The organism is Massilia sp. Masssp93 (assembly GCF_059491295.1).
On record NZ_CP168502.1, the window covers coordinates 4,639,650 to 4,659,419 of the forward strand.

Consider the following 19,770-nt stretch of genomic DNA (forward strand, 5'->3'; position numbering starts at 1 on the left):
CGTTCCATGAAGAGCGAAAAATTCCACATCGTGCATGACGAGCCGATGCTCGTCGGCGAATCGGCCGTCTGGCATGCGATCGAATCCGCGCTGTACTGGGTCGACATCGACGGCAAGTCCGTGCACCGCCTGCATCCGTCGAGCGGCAAATACTCGCGCTGGAACACGGCCACGGAGCCGTCCGCCATCGCCGTCGACCAGGACAACAACCTCGTGCTGTCCACGCGCGCCGGCTTCGTCTACCTGAACACGACGACGGGCGACCTGAGCGACATCGCGCCGGCGCCGTACGACCCGGCCATCGTGCGTTTCAACGACGGCCGCGTCGATCCCGCCGGCCGGTTCTGGGTCGGCACGATGTACGAGCCGCGCGACCAGCCGAAGGCCGAGATGTACGTGCTGGACAAGGGCGCGCTGCGCCTGGCCTGGGCCGGCGGCATGACGAACTCGAACGGCCTGGCCTTCAGCCCGGACGGCAGGACGATGTACCACTCCGACACGACGAGCCACCGCGTCGACGCCTACGATTACGACATCAGGACGGGTACGGCATCGAACCGCCGCAACCTCGTGACCTTCTCGGACGACAAGAAGGCGGCCGACTACGGCGGCCGTCCGGACGGCGCGGCCGTGGACAGCGAGGGCAATTACTGGTCCGCGATGTTCGAAGGCGGCCGCATCGTCAAGCTGTCGCCGACGGGCGAGCTGCTGCAGGAAATCGAACTGCCGGTGCGCTGCCCGACCTCGGTCGCGTTCGGCGGACCGGACCTGCGCACGCTGTACGTCACCAGCGCCAGCAAGGGCCGCTCGAACGACGAGCTGGCAAAGTATCCGCACAGCGGCAAGGTGCTCGCGTTTGCCGTGGACGTGCCCGGCGTCGAACAGGCCGAATACCGCGGCTGATTTTTCGGCTGCGCATGGTGGGCTCGGAGAGCCCACCAAATCCCTCGCGCCCACCTCCGGACAGATGTGGCACCATAAGTTTCAAATCCCTCCCTTTACGTAGTAAATTTTCTTGCGCAGCCAATAATTGTGTAGTAAATTTACAGCATTTCACTCCTCGACAGACACCATGGCTCTTTCCGATTTCGATCTCGTTTTCTTCGGCGGCAGCGGCGACCTCGCGATGCGCAAGCTGTTGCCGGCGATGTATGCCCGTGACGTGTGCAACGACCTGCCCGCGACGGCGCGCATCATCTGCGTCGGCCGCGATGCCATGTCGCAGGAAGCGTTCATCGACATGGTCGAGACCCATGCGAAGCCGCACGTGAAGGAAAACGTCGACGCCGCCGCGTGGCAGACCTTCCTGGACCGCATCACCTATGTCGCCGTCGATGCCGGCAACGTGGCGACCTATGCGGGGCTCGTCGAGGCGCTGCGCGAGGATGCCGGCATCACGCGCGTCTATTACCTGGCCACGCCGCCCCAGTTGTTCGCGCAAATCTGCGAGAATCTGGCCGCCGTGGGCCTGGCGACGCCGGATTCGCGCGTCGTGCTGGAAAAGCCGCTGGGCCGCGACCTCGCGTCGGCCAAGCAGATCAACGCCGACGTCGGCAAGGTCTTCGCCGAATCGCAGATCTACCGGATCGACCACTACCTCGGCAAGGAAACCGTGCAGAACCTGCTGGCCCTGCGCTTCGGTAACATCCTGTTCGAGCCGCTGTGGCGCCGCGAATGGATCTCGGACGTGCAGATCACCATCGCCGAAAAGATCGGCGTCGGCAACCGTCTCGGCTACTACGACAACTCGGGCGCCCTGCGCGACATGCTGCAGAACCACCTGTTGCAGCTGCTGTGCATCGTCGCGATGGAACCGCCGACGTCGATCGCACCGGACGCCGTGCGCGACGCCAAGCTGCAGGTGCTGCGCTCGCTGAAGCGCTTCACGCCGACGACGCTGTCGCAGAACATCGTGCGCGGCCAGTACCGTTCGGGTTATGTCGACGGCCAGGCGGTGCCTGGCTACCGCGACGAACCGGGCGCGCCCAAGCAGTCGAAGACGGAAACCTTCGTCGCGATGAAGGCCGAAATCGACACGTGGCGCTGGGCCGGCGTGCCGTTCTACCTGCGCACCGGCAAGCGCATGGCCGACCGCCTGGCCGAGATCGTCGTGCGCTTCAAGCCGATTCCGCACTCGATCTTCAACCAGCCGACGTCGAGCTTCCAGCCGAACAGCCTCGTGATCCGCCTGCAGCCGGACGAGGGCCTGTCGATGAACCTGATGGCCAAGACGCCGGGCGACTCCATGCGCCTGAAACAGGCCGAGCTCGAACTGGATTTCCGCGAACAGTTCAAGTCCCCGCGCATGGAAGCGTACGAGCGCCTGCTGCTGGACGTCCTGCGCGGCCAGCTCACGCTGTTCATGCGCGGCGACGAGCTGGAAGCCGCGTGGGAATGGGTCGAGCCGATCCTCGAATACTGGGAACAGGACGACACGACGCCGGTCCCGTACACCTCCGGCACGTGGGGCCCGGCCTCCTCTTCCGCGCTGATCGGCCGCGACGGCCTGCAGTGGCGCGAAGAAGCGCTGCCGGAAGACTGAGGACGCACCGTGCTGCTCGATTCGATCCGTACCCAGCTCGACTCGCTGTCGAAGTCCGAGCGCAAGGTGGCGCTCGCCGTGCTGGCTGCGCCCAGCGCCACCGTGAGCCAGAACATCACGGCGCTGGCGCGCAGCGCGCAGGTGTCCGAGCCGACCGTCGTGCGCTTCTGCCGCACGCTCGGCTACGACGGCTGGCACGAGTTCAAGCTGAAGCTCGCGCAAGGCCTCGCGCTCGCGCTGCCCGGCGCGACCGAGCAGCCGGCGCAGGACGACCTCGCCGCGGACCTCGTCAACAAGATCTGCAGCCGCTCCATCAACACCCTGCTCGACCTGCGCAACAACCTGAAACCGGAACTGATCCAGAAGGCGCTCGACATCCTGTCGCGCGCCAACAAGATCGAGTTCTACGGCCAGGGCACGTCGGGCTTCGTCGCGGCCGACGCGCAGCACAAATTCTTCCGCTCGGGCGTGCCGACCGTCGCGTACACCGATCCGGCGATCCACGCCATCGCGGCCGCGCTGCTGCGCGAAGGCGATGCGCTCGTCGCGATCTCGCAGCGCGGCAACAACCCGTCGCTCACGCGCTCGGCGAAGCTGGCGCGCCGCGGCGGCGCGGAAGTGATCGTGCTGGCGCCGTCCGGCACGCCGCTCGCGGAGATGGCGAGCCTCTTGATTCCCATCGACCTCGTGTTCGCGATCGACCCGTACACGCCGATCTCCGCGCGCCTCGCCTACCTCGTCGTGATCGACGTGCTCGCGGTCGGCCTCGCGCTGCAGCGCGGACCGGAATTCCGCAAGAAGATGCAGAACGCGCAGAAGGCCTTGCAGGAATTCGACCTGCAATTCGATTCCTTCATCGGATGACGGCGCCCGTCTTCTTCGAGGACGCAGCCGCTTTTCGCGCCTGGCTCGCGGCGCACGCGCACGAGGCGCGCGAACTGCTCGTCGGCTTTCACAAGGTCGGCACGGGCAAGCCGTGCATGCGCTGGTCCGACTCGGTCGACCAGGCGCTGTGCTACGGCTGGATCGACGGCGTGCGCAAGGGCGTTGACGATGCGACCTACACGATCCGCTTCACGCCGCGCAAACCGGGCTCGATCTGGAGCGCGGTGAACATCGACAAGGTCGCCCGGCTGCGCGAACTCGGGCTGATGACGCCCGCGGGCGAAGCGGCGTTCGCCCTGCGCTCGGAAGACCGCTCGCGCGTGTATTCGCACGAGCGCGAATCTCCGGCCGAACTGGCGCCCGCGGACCTCGCCCGCTTCAAGCGCCACAAGGCCGCGTGGGCCTATTTCGAAGCGTGCCCGCCCGGTTACCGCAAGCGCATGCTGCACGTCGTCACGAGCGCGAAAAAGCCGGAGACGCGGGCCGCGCGACTCGACCGGCTGATCGCGGCGTGCGCGGAGGGGCGGCGGCTCGACGAGTGGGCGCCGGCCAGGAACGCCTGACAGCATCTGCGGCGCCGCCAAGGCGATGTGCGCCGCATAGCTGGCTTTGACGCAGGATCGCGTCGAACGAGCGACCGCGCTTCATCAGTCGAACTTGACGAGGTCCTTGAAGATCAGTTGACCCCAGCTGTTTCCGCGTCCCTGCACCAGCAGTCCACCTTCCGCCAGCGCACCCAGTTTGACCGGTGCGAAACCGAGATCTTCCGCAAGCGAAGCGATCCCGGTTGCGGCGGCGTCATCGTCGCTGGCCAGGAACACGACGCGCCTTCCACCATGTACGGCCGGATCCTGCCCGAGGACGGTAGCGCCCAGATGGTTGAAGCCTTTGACCAGTCGCCCGCCGTTGAAGGCCTGCGCAACGTAGCTGGAAGAAGGCACGCCCCCCAGTTCCTCGGGGGGCACGCCGTAGGCATTGGTCACATCGACGATGGTCTTCCCTTGCCAGTCGGGGAGCGCCTTCGCGACGTCTTGGTGCGCTCCGAAACGGACGGCCAAAAAGATGACGTCCGCCTTGACGGCATCCTCCAGTTTCTTGGGAATGACCCCGGGTCCGATCGCGGCCGCATCGGACGCAAAGCTTTCCGGGTCCCGCGTGGTCGCAACCGACACGTCAATGCCTTTGCGCGCAAACGCCCTGGCCAGTGCGTGGCCGATCTTGCCGAAACCGATAATTGCGTAGCTCATATATTCTCCTTGGGTGTATCACGCCTGCGGGCGCGTCAGATTTGCGCGAGGCCGCCGTCGACGGCGACCTCGCTGCCGGTCATGAAACTGCTGTCCTGCGACGCCAGGAAGGCGGCCGCCGCGCCGATCTCCGCCGGATCGGCCATGCGCTCGAGCGGCGTCAGCGAGGCGAAGACCTTCATGCCTTCCGCGCCCAGCGCTTCCTTCGCCAGTTCGGTCGCCGTCGGCCCGGGCGACAGCACGTTGACCCGGATACCCGTGCCCTTCAGGTCCTCCGCCCATGTCCGCGCCAGGTTGCGCACCGCCGCCTTGCTCGCGCTGTAGGCGCTGAACGCAGGGGCGCCCGTGGTGCCGGCGCTCGAACCGGTCAGGATGATCGAACCGCCGGCGCCCATCAGCGGCAGCGCCTTCTGGACCGTGAAGATCGTCCCCTTCACATTGGTGTCGAAGATGTCGTCGATGTGCGCGGCCGTGATCCGGCCGAGCGGAAGCTGGCTTCCCGCCCCGGCGTTGGCGAAGACGATGTCCAGGGTGCCGCGCTCGGCCTTCACCGCCGCGTACAGCCGGTCGAGGTCGTCCGGATCGGAGACCGAGCCCGCTACCGCGCGGGCATTGGGTCCGAGGTCGGCCACGGCCGCGTCGAGCGCTTCGCGCCGGCGGCCGAAGATGAAGACGAAGGCGCCCTCCTCGATGAAACGCTTGGCCGCCGCGCGGCCGATGCCGGTCGCGCCGCCCGTGATGACGGCGGTCTTTCCATTCAATCTGTTCATGTCGTGCATTCTTCCGTGGAGTCGTTCCGATGGATAAGCAGCCGACGCGTACCCGCACCGTGCTGCATCGAACTGAATCATGAAGACTGGAAGCGATCGTGAGAAGACGGTATATTGAGATGCAATCTATCTATTTTTGAGATGGGAAAATACATGCTCGATGGCGTCTCCCTGGACCAGCTCAGGACCTTTATTGCCGCTGTGGATGAGGGAAGTTTTTCCGCCGCAGCAAGAAAGCTCAATCGCGTCCAGTCGGCGGTGAGCGGGTGGGTGGGCAGTCTGGAAGCCCGGATCGGCGTGGTGCTGTTCGACCGCTCCGGCCGGTTCCCCAGACTCACGCCCGAGGGAAGCCTGCTGCTCGCCGACGCGCGCAACATCGTCGCCGGCGTGGATACGCTGAAGGCGCGTGCGAAATTGATGGCGTCCGGTCTCGAGCCCGAACTGACGGTCGTCGTCGACGTGTTTTTCCCGACAGCGGTCATCAGCGGCGCCGCAAAGGCATTCGCGGTCAAATTTCCGCTCACCCCGCTACGAATTTTCGTCGAAGGCCTTGGCGCCGCTTATCAACCCGTGCTCGATGGCCGGTGCAGCCTGGGCATTCTCTCGACCCTGCCGATGGCGTTCCCGTCGCTTGTCAGCGAGCGGCTGGGGACAATCACCCTCGTCGCGGTGGCCGCGCCGGGCCATCCGCTGGCACGATTCGGTCACCGGATACCGCGAGAGGAGCTGGCGAAAGCCGTTCAGCTTGTGCTCACGGACAGGTCCGACCTGCTGGCCGGACGGGACTACGGCGTCGTGTCGCCGCACACCTGGCGGCTGGCCGATTTGTCGACCAAGCACGCCTTCCTCAAGGACGGACTCGGATGGGGAGGGATGCCTCTACACATGGTAGAAAAGGACATTGCCGATGGCACATTGCTAGTGTTGGATGTGGACGAGCTGCCAAGCGCCGGAACGGCGTTTGCCATTTCCGCCTGCCACCAGGCATCGAGCCCACCAGGGCCGGCAGGCCGATGGCTCATCGACCATTTGAAGACAGTGGCGGTGACCGCTCCCGGTCAGCCGCCTGCGATCACGACGTCGAATGGCCCCGGCCGGGCCTGAAGCTGGGGGGCGCCGCCATCTGCTCGTCACCCTGAAATCATGCGCTTGTCATGCATCGATGAGGTCGAGCCGGCCGTATCGGATGACCGTCGCCGTCGATCTCAATACCCGACCGTGAACCGCTGGCGCACGTGCGCGGGCTTCTCGATCTCGTCGACCAGCGCGACGGCATAGTCTTCATACGAGATCGTGCTGCCCTTCTCGCTCACCAGCAGCTCGTCCTTGGCCAGGCGGAATGTGCCGGTGCGCTCGCCCGGCACGAACATCGCCGACGGCGAGATGAACGTCCAATCGAGATCGCTCACGCCGCGCAGCGCGTCCAGGAATGCGGCGCCCTTCGTCGCCTCGTCCTTGTACGCGGCGGGGAAATCGGGCTGGTCGAGCAGGCGCTTGCCCGGCGCGACGAACAGGCTGGCGGCGCCGCCGACGACGAGATAACGTTTTACGCCGGATGCGCGCACGGCGTCGATCAGCGCGTCCGGCTCGCTGTCGAGGAAGCGCACGGCGCTGATCACGGCGTCGTGGCCCTTCAGCACCTCAGCGAGGCCGGCGGGGTCGGCGACGTCGCCGCGCGCCGCGGTCACACCGGCCCGGGCCGGGACTTTGGACGGATCGCGGACGATGGCCGTGACCTGGTGGTTGCGCGAGACGAGTTCGTTCAGGATGCGCGTGCCGACGTTGCCGGAGGCGCCGATGAGGGCGATGCGTGCCATATGGGATTCCCTAAGTCTGTGGTTGAGAACAGGTCTAAAAACGAGACCGACGAGGCATCTTATGCTAGGCTGCGCGTGCCGCACAAGAAGTCAGCGCGGCGTGATCAGGTCAGCGCGAACTGACCGCTACCCTCTGCACACCATGGCCAAAACGAATCTTCTTGCCGCGCACGGCGGCTTCGAACAACCCTGCCCCATCCGCGACGTGCTGGACCGCATCGGCGACCAGTGGAGCCTCCTCGTGCTCGACGCCCTCGAAGGCGGCACGAAACGTTTCAACGAATTGATGCGCGAACTGGGCGACATCTCCAAGCAGATGCTGTCGCTGACCCTCAAGCGCCTGGAAGAAGACGGCTTCGTGCGCCGCACGCTGTATCCGGAAGTCCCGCCGCGCGTCGAATACGACCTCACGCCGCTGGGCCACTCCTTCCTCGTGCCGATGAAGGGACTGGTCGCCTGGGCCGACGAACATCATCGCCTCGTGTGCGAGGCGCGCAGCGCGTACCGCGCGGCGCCGCAGGCGGTGCGGGCAAGCGCGCGCTGATTCCGCCGGCGCAGCGTACCGGCTGGTTGAAATCATCGGACGGTTGCGTATTATCGATATAGGTTCGCCGCCGCCAAGCTGCTAGCATCGTGCGCTCCAGCACGATAACAAGGAGACGGCAGTGAAAGGCATGAAACTCACCCGGCGGCGCGTACTTGCGACGCTCGGTCTCGCGGCGGCGTATCCCGGCCTGGCCGGTGCGACCGTCGTGGCGCGCACGAACGGCGACAAGGACAAGCTGGCGCTGTGGTACGAGCGCCCGGCGCGCCAATGGGTCGAGGCTCTCCCCGTCGGCAACGGCCGGCTCGGCGCCATGGTGTATGGCCGCCCGCTGCAGGAACGCCTGCAACTGAACGAGGACACGCTGTGGGCCGGCGGCCCGTACCGCTTCGACAATCCCGGATTCAAGGCCGCGCTGCCCCGCGTGCGGGCGCTGATCGACGACGGCAAATTCGAACAGGCGCGCGACCTGGTGGCGCGGGACATGATCGCGAAACCGGCCACGCAGATGCCCTACGGCGCGGCCGGCGACCTGCTGTTCGACTTTCACGGCATCGATGGTGTGCAGGCCTACCGCCGCTCGCTGGACCTCGACACCGCGATCGCCACGACGCGCTTCACGAGCGGCGCCGCGCGCCACGTGCGCGACGTCTTCGCCAGCGCGCCGGACCAGGTGATCGTGCTGCACCTGCGGGCCAGCGGCGGCACACTCGACTTCGACGTCGGCTACCGGCATCCGCACGACGTCAAATACGGCCTGGTCAAGGATGACGATGCCGCGTCGGACGTCACCGAACCGCTGCTGGAAGCGCAGCGCCCCGCGAGCCTGTCGATCCGTCCGGACGGCCCGCGCGCCCTGCTCGTCGAAGGCCGCAACGCGGACAACGCCGGCGTCGCGGGCGCCCTGCGCTACGCCGTGCGCGTGCTGGCGGTCGGTGACGGCAAGGTCGACGCCGCGGGCGACCGCCTGCGCGTGCGCGGCGCGCGCGAGATCACGCTGCTCGTCGGCGCCGCCACCAGTTTCGTGAACTTCCGCGCCCTCGACGGCGACCCCGTGCAGGCCGTGCGCCAGCGCGTCGATGCCGCCGCGCGCAAGACGTACGCCAGCCTGCGCGCCGACCACGTCAAGGCGCACCGGGCGCTGTTCTCGCGACTGTCCCTGCGCCTCGGCCGTGACGACGCGGGCGCCGGTCCCACCGATGCGCGCATCGCCGCCGTCCCGCGGGCCGACGATGCGTCGCTGGCGACGCTGGCGGCGCTGTACCTGCAGTACGGCCGCTATCTCTTGATCTCGTCGTCGCGGCCGGGCAGCCAGCCCGCCAACCTGCAGGGTATCTGGAACGAGGGGACGAATCCGCCCTGGGGCAGCAAGTACACCATCAACATCAACACCGAGATGAACTACTGGCCGGCGGAAGCGGCCAACGTGGCGCCGTGCGTGGAGCCGCTCGTGGCGATGGTCGAGGAGCTGGCCGTCAGCGGCGCGGACGTCGCGAAGGACGCCTACGGCGCGCGCGGCTGGGTCGCGCACCACAACACCGACTTGTGGCGCGCGGCCGTGCCCATCGACGGCCCGAACTGGGGCATGTGGCCCTGCGGCGGCGCGTGGCTGTGCAAGACGCTGTGGGACCATTACGAGTACGCGCCGGACGACGCGTTCCTTGCCCGCATCTATCCCGTTCTAAAAGGCGCGGCGCTGTTCTTCGTCGACGTGCTCGTCGACGATCCGCATGGCCGCGGCCTCGTCACGTCGCCGTCGATCTCGCCGGAGAACGAGCACCATCCGGGCGTGGCCGTGTGCGCGGGGCCGGCGATGGACCGCCAGATCGTGCGCGACCTGTTCGCGTGGACCCTCGCCGCGCATGACCGGCTGCGCGACCCCGACGCGGACTTCCGCAAGGCGGTGGAAGACAAGCGCGCACGCCTCGCGCCCGACCGCATCGGCGCCCAGGGCCAGCTGCAGGAATGGCTCGACGACTGGGATGCGCAGGCGCCGGAACAGCATCACCGCCACGTGTCGCACCTGTACGCCGTCTACCCCAGCGAGCAGATCAACGTGCGCGACACGCCGGACCTGATCAAGGCGGCCAAGGTGTCGCTGAACACGCGCGGCGACATGTCGACCGGCTGGGCCACCGCGTGGCGCCTCGCGCTGTGGGCGCGCATGGGCGACGGCGAGCACGCGTACGGCATCCTGCGCGGCCTGCTGGCGCCGGAACGCACGTACCCGAACATGTTCGATGCGCATCCGCCGTTCCAGATCGACGGCAATTTCGGCGGTGCGGCAGGCATCCTGGAAATGCTCGTGCAATCGTGGGGCGGCGAGATCCGCATCCTGCCCGCGCTGCCGCGCGCGTGGCCGGAAGGTGCCGTTCACGGCGTGCGCGCCCGCGGCGGCATCGAGGTCGATGTCGACTGGGCCGGCGGCCGCGCCACGCGGCTCGCGCTGCGCGGCAAGCCGGGCCTGTGGGTGAAGGTGCGGATCGGTGCGCGGCTCGCGACCGTCAAGCTGGACGCCGCCGGACGCGCGCGCATGGCGCTCAGTTGACGGCACCCTCGGCCACCGGCACCGGGGCGGCCACGCGGCGCCGTCCCGCCAGCACGATCAGCGCGGCGACGCCGCACGCCGCGGCCGCCGTGTACACGGCCGGCGAATAGGTGAACGCCAGCGTGCGGATGCGGCCCGCGCCGTACGCCGCCACGGCCGCGCCGAGCTGGTGGCCGGCGAACACCCAGCCGAAGATCATCGGCGCACGCTTGCCCCAGGCCTGCGCGGCCAGGCGGACGGTCGGGGGCACGGTCGCGATCCAGTCGAGACCATAGAACATGGCGAACAGCGACAGGCCCGTGAGCGTGAAATCGGCCGACGGCAGCCAGGCGAGCGACAGGCCGCGCACGCCGTAGTACCAGCACAGCAGGTAGCGGCTGTCGTAGCGGTCGGACAGCCAGCCGGACAGGATCGTGCCGACGAGGTCGAACGTGCCCATCATCGCCAGCACGGACGCGGCGGGGACGGCGCCGAGGCCCGCGTCGCCGCACAGCGAAATGAAGTGGGTCTGGATCAGGCCATTCGTCGACAGGCCACAGATGAAGAAGCTGCCGAACAGGACCCAGAACACGCGGTCGCCGCGCACGCTGGCGAGCGTGGTGAACGGCGTGCGGATCGACACCGGTGCGCGCGCCGGCACGACGGGCGTTACGAACGTGTCGCCGCCGTACGGCACGAGGCCCAGTTCCTGCGGATGGTCGCGCACGAACAGCAGCGCGAGGACGGCTACGAGCGCGCAGCTGGCCATCACCGGCAGCAGCGCCGTGCGCCAGCCGCCATGTTCGATCAGCCACGTGCCGACCGGCAGGAACACGAGCTGCCCCGTCGCCGAGCTGGCGGTCAGAAGTCCCATCACGAGGCCGCGGCGCCGCTCGAACCAGCGGTTGGCGACGACCGCGTTGAGCACGAGGGCCGTCATGCCGGACCCCACGCCCAGCATCACGCCGAGCAGCAGCACGAGTTGCCAGAAGTCCGTCATCTGGCGCACGAGACCGAGGCCGGCCGCGATGACGGCGAGCGCCGTCACCATCACGTTGCGCAGGCCGAAGCGTTCCATCAACAGGGCGGAGAATGGCCCCATCAGGCCGAACAGCGCGAAGCGCACGGCCAGCGCCGTCGAGATCTGGTCGACGCTCCAGCCGAATTCATGGCTCAGGGGTTTCAGCAGGGCGCCCGGCAGGCCGAGGGCGGCGGACGACGACAGCGCTGTCAGGAAGGTGATGGCGGCGACGAGCCAGCCGTAGTGCAGGCCGCGGCGCCCCATCCACCGGGCGACAGATGTGGAAAGCATGGGAGTCCTTAGTCGAGAAGACGGGCCGTGGCCGCGTCGAGAATATGGTGGGCGTAGGCGTCGTCCTCGACGGCGCGCGCCAGCACGAGGGCGCCGACCATCGTGGAAAAGGCGGCGAGCGCGTCGTCCGGGGTCGCGTCCGGATTCTTCCTGCGCAGCGCGCCGTCGAGGATGTCGACGAAGGTCTTGACGCCCGCCTCGAAGTGGCGCGGCAGTTCGGGGCCGTGGCGGGCCGCGTCCGGGCCGAGCGAGGCGATGACGCAGCCGGAACCGGGGCGCCCGCGGTGCCCCGGCGTCAGGTAGCGGCGCACGAGGGCCGCGTAGGCGCTCTCCCCCGCGTCCGCCGCCGCGCGCCGCCACCCGTCGATGCCTTTTTCCAGCGCGCGGTCGCAGGCCTGGGCGATCAGGTCGTCCTTGGACTTGAACTGTTTATAGAACGCGCCGTGCGTGAGGCCGGCCGCGGCCATCAGCTCGGCGAGGCCGACCCCGTCGAAGCCCCGTTCGCGGAACAAGCGGCTGGCGGCATCGATGACGACCTGGCGGTTTTCCTCCGCCTGGATTCGATTGACTCGCATGATTCCCCCCCCAATATGGATGTCAATCATAATCCATTTTTCGAAATAGATGTCAACTGTCATCTATTTTTCCGGCCAGCGCGGCGGCGCACGCTGCCGTAAAATACGTGTTTTCGACAACGCAGCATCCGTCCCCATGCACATCAATCCCGAACGCAGCACCCGTCCCGACTACGGCCTGCTGGTACGCCAGGTCGCCAGCATCCTCGAGGGCGAGCGCGACCTGACCGCGAACGCGGCGCAGTTCTCGGCACTCGTGTACGACACGCTCGCCGACCTGAACTGGGCCGGCTTCTATCTCACCGTGCCCGCCAGATCGGGCGCCGGCCAGGACCTGCTCGTCGGTCCGTTCCAGGGCAAGCCGGCCTGCGCCCGCATCCCGTTCGGCCGCGGCGTGTGCGGCACGACGGCAGCCCGGCGCGAGACCATCGTCGTGGCGGACGTGCACGCGTTCCCGGGCCACATCGCGTGCGATTCGGCGTCGAATTCGGAAATCGTCATCCCGCTCGTCAAGGGCGGCCGGCTCGTCGGCGTGTTCGATATCGACAGCCCGTCGCTGGACCGGTTTTCGGACGAGGACAAGGCGGGGCTGGAAAAAATGGTCACGGCATTCCTGGATGCGACCGATTGTTGATGTGTCGGCGTTTGGTGGGCACGGGGTGCCCACCCTACGATTCCAGATACAATAACCGCCTGAACCCTTCTCTCTCCGCATCATGAACCAACTCGAACAGCTCAAGCAGTACACCACCGTCGTGGCCGACACCGGCGACTTCCAGTCGATCAAGGCCTATGCGCCGCAGGATGCGACGACGAACCCGTCGCTGATCCTGAAAGCCGTCCAGAAGCCGGAATACCGTCCGCTGCTGGAAAAGACCATCGCCGACTTCCCGAACGCGTCGACCGAGGAAATCGTCGACCGCCTCCTGATCGCGTTCGGCACCGAGATCCTGAAATTCGTGCCGGGCCGCGTGTCCACCGAAATCGACGCCGCGCTGTCGTTCGACACGCAGGCGACGGTCGCCAAGGGCCGCGAACTGATCGCCCTGTACGAAGCCGCCGGCATCCAGCGCGGGCGCGTGCTGATCAAGATCGCGTCGACGTGGGAAGGCATCCGCGCCGCCGAGATCCTCGAGCGGGACGGCATCCGCTGCAACCTCACGCTGCTGTTCTCGTTGTGCCAGGCCGTGGCCTGCGCCGAAGCGGGCGTGCAGCTGATCTCGCCGTTCGTCGGCCGCATCTACGACTGGTACAAGAAATCGACCGGCACCGACTACCAGGGCGCGGACGATCCGGGCGTGCAGTCGGTCAAGCGCATTTACCAGTACTACCGCAAGTTCGGCTACAAGACCGAGGTGATGGGCGCGAGCTTCCGCAACACGTCGCAGATCCTGGAACTGGCCGGCTGCGACCTGCTGACCATTTCGCCGGACCTGCTGCAAAAGCTGGCCGACACCGAAGGCACGGTCGAGCGCAAGCTGGTGACGGACCCGAACGCCGACATCGACAAGATCGCACTCGACGAAAAGACGTTCCGCTTCATGCTGAACGAAGACGCGATGGCGACCGAGAAGCTGGCCGAAGGCATCCGCGCGTTCTGCGCCGATTCCGGCAAGCTGAAGAAGATGATCGGCGAGATGCGCTGATCCGCACGGGCCGGCGGCCGGCGCTCCGGCGCTCCGCCGCTCCGGCAAACAAAAACGGCAGCCCGCGGGCTGCCGTTTTTCATGACTGGTCCCGAATCAGGCGCGCGCCAGCGCCGGCGTGATCGCCCGGCCCATATAATGCTCCGGTTCGCGCGGCGCATCGAACGCTTCGAGGCGGAACACGCTGACCAGCTGGTCCAGCGCGGCCGCCTGCTCCTGCAGGCTCTGGGCCGTGTGGGCGGCCTGCTGCACGAGACCGGCGTTCTGCTGGGTCACCGTGTCCATCTGCGTGATCGCCTGGTTCACCTGTTCGATACCGGCGCTCTGCTCGCGGCTCGCGTGGCTGATCTCGGCCATGATCGCATGCATGCGCTCGACGCTTTTCAGCACTTCGTTCATGGTCGTCCCGGCTTCGCTGACGAGCAGGTTGCCCGCCTCGACCTGCTGCACGGAGCTGCCGATCAATTCCTTGATCTCCTTCGCGGCCGCGGCCGAACGCTGGGCCAGGTTGCGCACTTCCGTCGCGACGACGGCGAAACCACGGCCCTGCTCACCGGCGCGCGCCGCTTCCACGGCCGCGTTCAACGCCAGGATATTGGTCTGGAACGCGATGCCGTCGATGACGGCGATGATGTCGACGATTTTCTGGGACGACGAGTGGATCGAGCCCATCGTGTCGACGACACGCGCCACGGCGGCGCTGCCCTTCTGGGCGATGCCCGCCGCCGTGTCGGCCAGCGCGTTCGCCTGGCCCGCGTGCTCGGCGTTCTGCTTCACGGTCGACGTCAGCTCTTCCATCGACGCGGCCGTCTCTTCCAGCGAACTGGCCTGCTGCTCGGTGCGCGACGACAGGTCCAGGTTGCCGCCGGCGATCTCGTCGGATGCCTGCGAGATGGTCGCCGTCGCGCCGCGCACGTCGCCGACGATCTTCGCCAGGTTGTCGCGCATGGATTTCATCGCGTACAACAGGCTGGCCTGGTCGCCGGCACGGGTCTCCACCCGCACCGACAGGTCGCCGGCGGCGATGCGCGTGACGATCTCGGTGGCGTAATCCGGCTCGCCGCCCAGGCGGCGCATCAGCCAGCCGGTGATGAACACGGCACCGGCCGCGCCCAGCACGACGCTGCCGAGCACCAGCGACAGGATCCACACGCGCGACGCCGTGTAGCGCGCATTGCCCTCGACCGCCGCCGCGCGGCCGCCTTCCGTGTACATGTCGACGATCTTGTCGACGTGGCCGCGCAGCGCGACGATGAGCTTGTTCGACTCGCCGCGGATCAGCTTCTTGGCCAGCGCGTCGTCGCCGGCGCGCGCCGCCGCACGGATCTTGCCGTCCTCGATCATGTAGCGGTCCCACATCTCGAGCAGCTGCGCGTACATCTGCTTTTCTTCGGCCGATTCCTGCAGTTTCACGTAGTCGTCCTGCATCTTGTGCAGATCGACCAGGTCTTTCGCGATGACCTTGTCGTATTTATCCATTTCCGACTGTTCGTTGGAAATAATGTATTGCAATTCGCGGGTGCGAATACGGGCGAGCTGCGATTTGATGTCTTCGATGACACGGATGCTCGGCATCCAGTGCTCCGACAATTTCATCGACGTGTCATTAACTTGTGTTAGCTGCCAGATCGCGACAGCACCGACGAGTGCCGTCAGCGCCAGCACGACGGCAAATGCAATTCCCAATTTCGTAGCGAGACGCAGGCTTGATAAATATCTCATGGTTACCGTTTGAAATGTTGACTTTCATGTTACAATGTTTCCCCACATCAACCATGATACCCGACGAGAGATGTCTACACATCCTCCTTTTCCATTCTTGTCGAGTTTTTGCGACAGTCCGATCGTTACTTATATTTTTGAAATAAAGTTATTTCAAGACACAAAAACAACGATGTGTAGCCCTGATATCTTTTAGAATACGGACCTTTCCTTCCGGCAACTTCTGGAGCTCCTGATGCTTACGTCCATTTCTCATCTTGGCAAGATTGCATTTGCAAAACTGGCTTTCTCGTGGGATTCCGATCTCGATTCCATTTTCGAAATATTGTCGAATCGTTTCGATGGATTTAATAACAACGGCTTTTATGCGCATCCCGACGAAATCGAATTGCGCAAGGAATTGGCCCGCGTGCCGACCCTGGCCCACCTGGCGGAAGGCATTCGCGGCCTGAACGCGCACGGCGTCGTGCTGTACGACCTGGGTCTGGCGCATCTGCCGGAAGACCGCCGCAATGCCGCGCTGTATGCGATCACGCTGATGCTCGGCTACCCGACCTCGACGGACCAGCGCACGGGCCGCGTGGCCTGGGACGTCCGCGCCCGCCCGCTCGAAGAAATCGACGGCCGCTTCACCACGTTTTCCGAGCGCATCGGCAGCGCCGACATGCACACGGATTCGTCGTTCTATCCGATGCCCGAAGAACAGTTCATCCTGTACGTGGTGAACGCGGCGCGCTGCGACGGCGGCCACTCGCTGCTGGTCGACGGCGAAGACATCTACCTGGCGCTGCAGAAGACGGAGGAAGGCCGCAAGGCGTTCGACCTGCTCAGCACGACGCCGGTGCCGTTCCGCGTGCCGGCCATCTACGCGGCCGGCGACAACAACGTCGAGGTGAACGTGGCGCTGGTGTTCGGGCCGGCCACGCGTCCCGGCACGCGCTTCACCATGCGCTGGCGCTACGACTCCATCATGAAGGGTCTCGCTGCCCGCCCCGACCTGGGCACGCCCGAGCTGCACGCCGCGCTGGCGCTGATGAACGACGTGGCCGAGCACCAGGCCGTGCGCTTCAAGGACCAGCTGCCGACCGACACCCTGATGTTGGCCGACAACCACAACATGCTGCACGGCCGCACGACCTACACCGACGAGCGCCGCCACCTGATCCGCATCCGCATCTCGGACGTGCCGAACGCCGAGCGCGTCGGCCCGTCGGGCGTCGTCAGGGATTGAGATGAGCGAGACTGTACTTGCCCGCGGCGCCGCCCCCGGCGTGACGCCGCAACCCGCCGCCGTCCCCGCCGACGGCCTGCCGCCGGCGCGCCGCCGCTGGGCGATGACGGCATTGATGACGGGCGTGTCGATGGCGTCGCTCGACACGGCGATCGCCAACACGGCCCTGCCCGAACTGGCCCGCCAGCTGCATGCCGGCGCCGCCGCCTCGGTCTGGATCGTGAACATTTATCAGCTGGCGATGGTCGCCACCCTGCTGCCGTTCGCGGCGCTGGGCGAACGCATCGGCTACCGGCGCGTCGCGACGTCCGGCCTGGCGCTGTTCACGCTGGCGTCGCTGTTCTGCGCACTGGCGACGAACCTGCCGCTGCTCGTGGCCGCGCGCCTGCTGCAGGGTCTCGGCGCGAGCGCCCTGATGGGCGTGACCACGGCCATGATGCGCGCCATCTATCCCGCGCGCCAGCAGGGCCAGGGCTTCGGCCTGAACGCCCTCGTCGTCGCGGTGGCGTTCGCCGTCGGGCCCACGGTCGCCTCGATGATCCTGGCGTTCGCGTCGTGGCCGTGGCTGTTCGCCATCAACGTCCCGATCGGCGCGGCTGCCTTCCTGCTCGCACGGCGCGTCCTGCCCGACAATGCGCGGGCCGCGCACGACTTCGATGCCGGCGCGGCACTGTGCAACGCCGGCGCCTTCGGCCTGTTGATCCTGCTGCTGGGCGATGCAGCCCACGGCGCGGCGCCCGTCCGCCTGGCCCTGGAAGCCGCCGGCACGTTCATGTGCTTCGCGCTGCTGCTGCGGCGCCAGCGCGGCCATGCGGCGCCGATCCTGCCGACCGACCTGCTGGCGCGGCCGCTGTTCGCGCTGTCCGCGCTGACGGCCGTGTGCACGTTCGCCGTCCAGAGCCTGGCCTTCGTCGCCCTGCCCTTCCACTTCGAGCAGGTACTCGGCCGTTCGCCCGTGGAGACGGGCTTCCTGCTGACGCCCTGGCCGGTCCTGGTCGGCATCATGGGGCCGATCTCCGGCCGCTTGTCCGACCGCTACCCGTCCGGCCTGATGGCCGGGATCGGCCTGCTCGTGCTGTGCGCCGGCATGCTGGCGCTGCTGTGGATGCCGGATGCGCCGAGCACATTCAGCATCGCATGGCGCATGGCCGTCTGCGGCGCCGGATTCGGCCTGTTCCAGGCACCGAACATGAAAGCGATCATGGGCAGCGCCCCGCGCGAACGGGCCGGCGGCGCGAGCGGCATCGTCGCGACGGCGCGCCTGACGGGCCAGGCCAGCGGCGCCGCGCTGGTGGCCGGCTGCCTCGTGCTGTCGGAGCACCACGGCACCAGCTACGCCCTCGCGGCGGCGGCGGCCATCGCCCTGCTGGGCGCGGCCATCAGCTTCGCGCGCCTGCACAAGCGCATGCGCGGGTGACGAAGCACCGGGACTACTGCGTGAACGCGATCAATTCGATGTTCAGTTCACGCATCCCGGCCGGGGCATAGATCGCGATCGCTTCCGCTTTCAGCGCATTTTCGTAGAGTCCGTTCTTGGTCGACACCGAGAAATAATAGGTGTCGGGACGGACCGGCACCGCCGCCGGCACCTGCGGCATGTGCGTCAGCGCGATGCCGGGCAGTGCCGATGCCACGATCCGTTCGATGTCGTCGGGCGATCCGATCTTGAACCGGATCGGTACGGCCGCCACCAGTTCGAGCGCCGGCATGTCCGCGCTCACGGCGAGGCAGAGCTGCGTGTCCTGGGTCAGTTTCGACGCATCCAGCGTGCCCCGGTAGTGAGTGCGCCGATTGTCTTCCGCGATGAGCGGAATGGTGAAGTACCTGGCCGAGATGACGGTGTCCACCAGGTCGCGGATCACGGTATCGAGCTGTGCGAACGTGACGCCGGGATCGGCGTGGACATAGGCCGGCAGGTCCACCGTCGCGTACCTGTCCGAAAACGTCATCAATCCACCCGCGAGCGCCAGCAGCTTCTCGTACAGGGCTTCGGGATGCTGCACGCGCGAGCGCGCGCAATGCTGCAGGGACGCGTTCGCGGTGCCGATGATGTTCAGCATCCACCACGAGGTGATATCGCCCGCATGCACCTCGAAGGTGGACGCATTCGTCTTCCGGTGCGCGTTATGGAGCGATACGGTCTTGGCAGTCAGTGCGCTCATCAAGCCGTCGAGCAGCTGCTGGAGCGGGCGGGCGGCACCGATCGCCAGGCACGGCGGGACGAACGCCGGATCGACCTCGAAACCGCCGCGCGGGTCGCGATGGATGCGCAGCACGGGAAAACTGACGTGTCCATCGCGCGGCTCGGCGTGCGTCAGGAGCCGGATCCGCTTCTTCAGGAACGGCACGTCGATCGGCACCGCGTCGCTGAACAGGTCGGATGTCTCGGACTCGGCCAATGCGTAGCGGCCGCCCTCTTCCGCGTTGGCGCCGTGCGGCCGGATGGTCGGGAGCGCGGCGTAGATCGTGAAGGTATTGGTTTCCGGGGGCAGCTGGGTCAGGTCGACAGGGACCGGCAACAGGTCCGTCGCGGGCGCCTCGTAGACTTCCCCGTCCTGGAAAATCAGCGACATGGCCTGGGCTTCGAGCAGGTTGTGGCCAAGGCCATCCATATTCCATTGCAGCAGGCGGACACCCCAGAAGTTCGGATTGAGCGCCGACGCCATCCTGAGCAGCCGCGTCTCGTGGTACAGGTCCTGTCGTTGGAAATGCTGGGGGCCCAGCGTCAGCCCTTCGGACCACAAGATCTTCGCTCCCAAGCTCATCGCTTCCTCCTCGTTCAACGTTCATTCCAGAAAGCATGGCGGGCATTGCGCGGAGATTGTTGATCTGGCGCATCAACCGCGACCGCGCTTGTCCTCGCCGGGTCCGTTGACAGGACGCAACTTTGTTTTCGACAAGACGGCAATAATGAACGCTTCCTCAGCTTCGAGACGGCTTGAAAGGAAACAG

Annotated in this window: 18 protein-coding genes; 11 read left to right on the forward strand and 7 right to left on the reverse strand. The window is 66.7% G+C overall.

Annotated features, from left to right (window positions below; translation table 11 throughout):
• Positions 1-6 precede the first annotated feature (6 nt).
• The 4 genes from ACEN9Q_RS19060 to ACEN9Q_RS19075 all read left to right on the forward strand — a co-directional run bounded on the left by ACEN9Q_RS19060 (position 7) and on the right by ACEN9Q_RS19075 (position 3,990).
• Complete coding sequence (locus ACEN9Q_RS19060) at positions 7-903, forward strand: SMP-30/gluconolactonase/LRE family protein (protein WP_495625657.1); 897 nt, start codon at positions 7-9, stop codon at positions 901-903.
• A gap of 169 nt (positions 904-1,072) precedes the next feature.
• The gene (gene zwf / locus ACEN9Q_RS19065) at positions 1,073-2,542 is read left to right on the forward strand and encodes a glucose-6-phosphate dehydrogenase (protein WP_056443338.1); all 1,470 of its coding nucleotides are present in this window, start codon (positions 1,073-1,075) and stop codon (positions 2,540-2,542) included.
• Between the two features lie 9 nt (positions 2,543-2,551).
• A complete protein-coding gene (locus ACEN9Q_RS19070) occupies positions 2,552-3,406 on the forward strand; it encodes an SIS domain-containing protein (protein ID WP_056443340.1) in 855 nt (284 codons plus the stop codon).
• Positions 3,403-3,990: a YdeI/OmpD-associated family protein gene (locus ACEN9Q_RS19075; protein ID WP_056443343.1), complete on the forward strand. Its 588-nt coding sequence runs from the start codon at positions 3,403-3,405 to the stop codon at positions 3,988-3,990. Before ACEN9Q_RS19070 ends, ACEN9Q_RS19075 begins: the two co-directional genes overlap by 4 nt.
• A gap of 84 nt (positions 3,991-4,074) precedes the next feature.
• Here ACEN9Q_RS19075 and ACEN9Q_RS19080 read toward each other — a convergent pair whose 3' ends face one another.
• Positions 4,075-4,674: an NADPH-dependent F420 reductase gene (locus tag ACEN9Q_RS19080; RefSeq protein ID WP_495625658.1), complete on the reverse strand. Its 600-nt coding sequence runs from the start codon at positions 4,672-4,674 to the stop codon at positions 4,075-4,077.
• A gap of 35 nt (positions 4,675-4,709) precedes the next feature.
• Positions 4,710-5,444 carry an SDR family NAD(P)-dependent oxidoreductase gene (locus ACEN9Q_RS19085; RefSeq protein WP_495625659.1) on the reverse strand — a complete coding sequence of 245 codons (735 nt, stop codon included), beginning with the start codon at positions 5,442-5,444 and terminating at the stop codon, positions 4,710-4,712.
• A 153-nt stretch (positions 5,445-5,597) separates the two neighbouring features.
• Between ACEN9Q_RS19085 and ACEN9Q_RS19090 the strand changes: the two genes are divergently transcribed.
• Positions 5,598-6,548 carry a LysR family transcriptional regulator gene (locus tag ACEN9Q_RS19090; protein WP_495625660.1) on the forward strand — a complete coding sequence of 317 codons (951 nt, stop codon included), beginning with the start codon at positions 5,598-5,600 and terminating at the stop codon, positions 6,546-6,548.
• Positions 6,549-6,649: 101 nt separating this feature from the next.
• Here ACEN9Q_RS19090 and ACEN9Q_RS19095 read toward each other — a convergent pair whose 3' ends face one another.
• The gene (locus ACEN9Q_RS19095; protein WP_056443350.1) at positions 6,650-7,261 is read right to left on the reverse strand and encodes an NAD(P)-dependent oxidoreductase; all 612 of its coding nucleotides are present in this window, start codon (positions 7,259-7,261) and stop codon (positions 6,650-6,652) included.
• Between the two features lie 142 nt (positions 7,262-7,403).
• Here ACEN9Q_RS19095 and ACEN9Q_RS19100 point away from each other — a divergent pair, with 142 nt between their 5' ends.
• Both ACEN9Q_RS19100 and ACEN9Q_RS19105 read left to right on the forward strand, forming a co-directional pair.
• Positions 7,404-7,805: a winged helix-turn-helix transcriptional regulator gene (locus ACEN9Q_RS19100; protein WP_495625661.1), complete on the forward strand. Its 402-nt coding sequence runs from the start codon at positions 7,404-7,406 to the stop codon at positions 7,803-7,805.
• Positions 7,806-7,935: 130 nt separating this feature from the next.
• Complete coding sequence (locus ACEN9Q_RS19105; protein ID WP_495625662.1) at positions 7,936-10,353, forward strand: glycoside hydrolase family 95 protein; 2,418 nt, start codon at positions 7,936-7,938, stop codon at positions 10,351-10,353.
• Here ACEN9Q_RS19105 and ACEN9Q_RS19110 read toward each other — a convergent pair.
• Positions 10,346-11,644, reverse strand: a complete 1,299-nt coding sequence (locus tag ACEN9Q_RS19110) for an MFS transporter (RefSeq protein ID WP_495625663.1) — start codon at positions 11,642-11,644, stop codon at positions 10,346-10,348. The genes ACEN9Q_RS19105 and ACEN9Q_RS19110 overlap by 8 nt on opposite strands.
• Before the next feature lie 8 nt (positions 11,645-11,652).
• Complete coding sequence (locus ACEN9Q_RS19115) at positions 11,653-12,219, reverse strand: TetR/AcrR family transcriptional regulator (protein WP_495625664.1); 567 nt, start codon at positions 12,217-12,219, stop codon at positions 11,653-11,655.
• Positions 12,220-12,355: 136 nt separating this feature from the next.
• Between ACEN9Q_RS19115 and ACEN9Q_RS19120 the strand changes: the two genes are divergently transcribed.
• Together ACEN9Q_RS19120 and tal are read left to right on the forward strand one after the other, a co-directional pair.
• Positions 12,356-12,853: a GAF domain-containing protein gene (locus tag ACEN9Q_RS19120; protein ID WP_495625665.1), complete on the forward strand. Its 498-nt coding sequence runs from the start codon at positions 12,356-12,358 to the stop codon at positions 12,851-12,853.
• Between the two features lie 82 nt (positions 12,854-12,935).
• Complete coding sequence (gene tal / locus ACEN9Q_RS19125) at positions 12,936-13,865, forward strand: transaldolase (RefSeq protein WP_056443372.1); 930 nt, start codon at positions 12,936-12,938, stop codon at positions 13,863-13,865.
• A 96-nt stretch (positions 13,866-13,961) separates the two neighbouring features.
• Here the strand turns inward: tal and ACEN9Q_RS19130 are convergent, their stop codons facing one another.
• Positions 13,962-15,587 (reverse strand): methyl-accepting chemotaxis protein, encoded by a 1,626-nt coding sequence (locus ACEN9Q_RS19130; RefSeq protein WP_495625666.1) that lies wholly within the window; start codon positions 15,585-15,587, stop codon positions 13,962-13,964.
• 388 nt (positions 15,588-15,975) lie between these two features.
• Here ACEN9Q_RS19130 and ACEN9Q_RS19135 point away from each other — a divergent pair, with 388 nt between their 5' ends.
• Positions 15,976-16,818: a TauD/TfdA family dioxygenase gene (locus tag ACEN9Q_RS19135; RefSeq protein ID WP_162251883.1), complete on the forward strand. Its 843-nt coding sequence runs from the start codon at positions 15,976-15,978 to the stop codon at positions 16,816-16,818.
• Position 16,819: 1 nt separating this feature from the next.
• Positions 16,820-18,235: an MFS transporter gene (locus ACEN9Q_RS19140; RefSeq protein WP_495625667.1), complete on the forward strand. Its 1,416-nt coding sequence runs from the start codon at positions 16,820-16,822 to the stop codon at positions 18,233-18,235.
• A gap of 13 nt (positions 18,236-18,248) precedes the next feature.
• Here ACEN9Q_RS19140 and tssK read toward each other — a convergent pair whose 3' ends face one another.
• Positions 18,249-19,583: a type VI secretion system baseplate subunit TssK gene (gene tssK / locus ACEN9Q_RS19145; protein ID WP_056443962.1), complete on the reverse strand. Its 1,335-nt coding sequence runs from the start codon at positions 19,581-19,583 to the stop codon at positions 18,249-18,251.
• Positions 19,584-19,770 lie beyond the last annotated feature (187 nt).

Bases quoted from the DNA above. Each gene is read 5' to 3' on its own strand.
- ACEN9Q_RS19060 (WP_495625657.1), top strand. From the start codon at position 7: ATGAAGAGCGAAAAATTCCACATCGTGCATGACGAGCCGATGCTCGTC.
- zwf (WP_056443338.1), top strand. From the start codon at position 1,073: ATGGCTCTTTCCGATTTCGATCTCGTTTTCTTCGGCGGCAGCGGCGAC.
- ACEN9Q_RS19075 (WP_056443343.1), top strand. From the start codon at position 3,403: ATGACGGCGCCCGTCTTCTTCGAGGACGCAGCCGCTTTTCGCGCCTGG.
- ACEN9Q_RS19080 (WP_495625658.1), bottom strand. From the start codon at position 4,674: ATGAGCTACGCAATTATCGGTTTCGGCAAGATCGGCCACGCACTGGCC.
- ACEN9Q_RS19085 (WP_495625659.1), bottom strand. From the start codon at position 5,444: ATGAACAGATTGAATGGAAAGACCGCCGTCATCACGGGCGGCGCGACC.
- ACEN9Q_RS19090 (WP_495625660.1), top strand. From the start codon at position 5,598: ATGCTCGATGGCGTCTCCCTGGACCAGCTCAGGACCTTTATTGCCGCT.
- ACEN9Q_RS19095 (WP_056443350.1), bottom strand. From the start codon at position 7,261: ATGGCACGCATCGCCCTCATCGGCGCCTCCGGCAACGTCGGCACGCGC.
- ACEN9Q_RS19100 (WP_495625661.1), top strand. From the start codon at position 7,404: ATGGCCAAAACGAATCTTCTTGCCGCGCACGGCGGCTTCGAACAACCC.
- ACEN9Q_RS19105 (WP_495625662.1), top strand. From the start codon at position 7,936: ATGAAACTCACCCGGCGGCGCGTACTTGCGACGCTCGGTCTCGCGGCG.
- ACEN9Q_RS19110 (WP_495625663.1), bottom strand. From the start codon at position 11,644: ATGCTTTCCACATCTGTCGCCCGGTGGATGGGGCGCCGCGGCCTGCAC.
- ACEN9Q_RS19115 (WP_495625664.1), bottom strand. From the start codon at position 12,219: ATGCGAGTCAATCGAATCCAGGCGGAGGAAAACCGCCAGGTCGTCATC.
- ACEN9Q_RS19120 (WP_495625665.1), top strand. From the start codon at position 12,356: ATGCACATCAATCCCGAACGCAGCACCCGTCCCGACTACGGCCTGCTG.
- tal (WP_056443372.1), top strand. From the start codon at position 12,936: ATGAACCAACTCGAACAGCTCAAGCAGTACACCACCGTCGTGGCCGAC.
- ACEN9Q_RS19130 (WP_495625666.1), bottom strand. From the start codon at position 15,587: ATGAGATATTTATCAAGCCTGCGTCTCGCTACGAAATTGGGAATTGCA.
- ACEN9Q_RS19140 (WP_495625667.1), top strand. From the start codon at position 16,820: ATGAGCGAGACTGTACTTGCCCGCGGCGCCGCCCCCGGCGTGACGCCG.
- tssK (WP_056443962.1), bottom strand. From the start codon at position 19,583: ATGAGCTTGGGAGCGAAGATCTTGTGGTCCGAAGGGCTGACGCTGGGC.